The organism is Gordonibacter pamelaeae 7-10-1-b (genome assembly GCF_000210055.1).
GTDB lineage: Bacteria > Actinomycetota > Coriobacteriia > Coriobacteriales > Eggerthellaceae > Gordonibacter > Gordonibacter pamelaeae.
Window position 1 is genome coordinate 1,734,990 of record NC_021021.1, and the last position, 2,265, is coordinate 1,737,254.

Annotated in this window: 3 protein-coding genes; all 3 read left to right on the top strand. The window is 71.4% G+C overall.

The annotated features are described in order from the left end of the window. Window positions 1–850: chorismate synthase (gene aroC / locus GPA_RS08055; protein ID WP_041239305.1), on the top strand; the 850-nt coding region annotated here is incomplete at its 5' end. 5 nt (window positions 851–855) lie between these two features. After that, window positions 856–1,434: a shikimate kinase gene (locus GPA_RS08060; RefSeq protein ID WP_231847605.1), complete on the top strand. Its 579-nt coding sequence runs from the start codon at window positions 856–858 to the stop codon at window positions 1,432–1,434. Then, the coding region (aroB, locus tag GPA_RS08065; RefSeq protein WP_049784071.1) for a 3-dehydroquinate synthase at window positions 1,419–2,265 on the top strand (847 nt) is incomplete at its 3' end. The genes GPA_RS08060 and aroB, both read left to right, overlap by 16 nt.

Genomic DNA, 2,265 nt, shown 5'->3' on the forward strand with positions numbered 1-2,265 from the left:
TGCCGACCTCGTGGGCGCCCTCAAGACGAACACCGACGACTGCCGCAACATCCTCGAGCGCGCGAGCGCCCGCGAGACGGCGGCGCGCGTCGCCGCCGCCGGCATCGCCCGCGAGTTTTTGGCCGAGCTCGGGGTGGAGGTGTTCTCCTATGTGGCCTCCATCGGCGACGTGTCGCTCGACGAGGACGACCCGATGCTCGCCGCGCCCGACTACAAGCCGCTCGACATCGAGCTCTCCGACGTGCGCTGCCCGGACGAGGAGGCCACCGAGGCCATGAAGGCCGCCATCGACGCCGCGCGCGCGGCGGGGGAGAGCCTGGGCGGCACGTTCCGCGTCGTGGCCACAGGCCTGCTGCCCGGCGTGGGCGGCTACGCCACGGCAGGCGAGCGCCTGACCGGCCGCATCGGAGGGGCGCTGTTCTCTATCCCGGCCATCAAGGGCGTGGAGTTCGGCCTGGGCTTCCAGGCGGCGCGCCGTCCCGGCTCGCAGGTGCACGATCCCATCGAGCTGGACCCCAAGGCCGGCTTCACGCGCACCCGCAACAACGCGGGCGGCCTGGAAGGCGGCATGACCACGGGCATGCCGCTCATCGTGACGGCGGCCATGAAGCCCATCCCCACGCTCATGACGCCGCTGGCCACGGTGAACCTGGACACGCTTGAGCCCGAGGAGGCCTCGCGCGAGCGCAGCGACGTGTGCGCCGTGCCGGCCTGCGCCGTGGTGGCCGAGGCAGAGGTGGCCATCGTGCTGGCCGACGCCTACCTGGAGAAGTTCGGGCACGACAACATGACCGACATCAAGGCCGCCGTGAAGTCCTACCGGCAGCGCCTGCGGACGCTGTCCCGGTGACGCGCATGAGCGCAACGAGCCTGCCTTCGCAGAACCGCCCCGCGCGCATCGTGTCCGAGCTGGCGAAGCCGGTGTTCTTCGTGGGCTTCATGGGCGCGGGCAAGACGTCCGTGGCCCGCAAGCTCGCGCGCACGTGCGGCATCGCCTCGGTCGACATGGACACCTACCTGGAGCGTCGCGAGGGCAAGCGCGTGCGGGAGCTCTTCGCCGAGGCGGGCGAGGACGCGTTCCGCGCCATAGAGACCGACGTGCTGCGCGAGCTGGCCGAGAAGGAGCCGCTGCTCGTGTCCTGCGGCGGCGGCGCGGTGCTGCGGCCGGAGAACCGCGCCATTTTGGCCGAGCGGGGATATGTGGTGTACCTGCAGGTCACCGCCGACGAGGCGGCCTCGCGCATCAGCGATGTGTCCACGCGCCCCCTGTTCCGCGACCTCGACACGGCGCGGGCGACCATCGAGGCGCGCCTGCCGCTGTACGAGGACGTGGCCGACGCCGTGGTGGACACGTCCGGCAAGAGCGTGGCGGCCATCGCGCGCGAGGTGCGCGGCGTGTTGGAGAGGGAGGGAATCCTGTGGCAACGAAAGTGATCGTGAACATTCCCGGCGAGGAGGCGTACGACGTGCGCATCGGCACCGGCGTGCTCGATGCGCTGGGTGCGCGCATGCGCGGCGTCCCGTCGCTCGAGCAGGCGGAGCGCGTGTTGGTCGTCACCGACGAGAACGTGGCCCCGCTCTACCGCGACCGGGCGAGGGAGTCGCTTGCGGCCGCGGGCTTCCGCGTGCCGGATATCGTGGTCCCGGCGGGCGAGGACACGAAGTCGGTCGAGGTGGCGGGCGAGATATGGGAGGCCATGGCACATCTTTCGCTCGGCCGCGACTGCGCGGTGGTGGCACTCGGCGGCGGCGTGGTGGGCGACCTGGCCGGGTTCGCCGCCTCCACGTACATGCGCGGCGTGACGCTCGTGCAGGTGCCCACCACGCTGCTCTCGATGGTGGACTCGTCGGTGGGGGGCAAGACGGGCGTGAACCTCACGGCCGGCAAGAACCTCGTGGGCACGTTCAAGCAGCCGGCGTACGTGTGCGCCGACACCGGAACGCTTTCCACGCTGCCCGAGCGCGAATGGGCGTGCGGCTGCGCCGAGGTGGCGAAATCGGCCGTCATCGACTCCGACGAGTTCTTCTTCTGGCTGGTGGAGGCCGCCGATGCCCTCGCGGCGCGCGAGGAGGCCGTCGTGTCCGAGGCCATCGCCCGCTGCGTCGTGTTCAAGGCCGACGTCGTGGCCGAGGACAAGACCGAGAGCCGCGGGGTGCGCGAGTGCTTGAACTACGGCCACACGCTCGGGCATGCCGTGGAGGCGCTCGCGGGCTACGGCACGTTCTCGCACGGCGCCGCCGTGGCCGAGGGCATGCGCTTCGCCG

Bases quoted from the DNA above. Each gene is read 5' to 3' on its own strand.
- GPA_RS08060 (WP_231847605.1), top strand. From the start codon at position 856: ATGAGCGCAACGAGCCTGCCTTCGCAGAACCGCCCCGCGCGCATCGTG.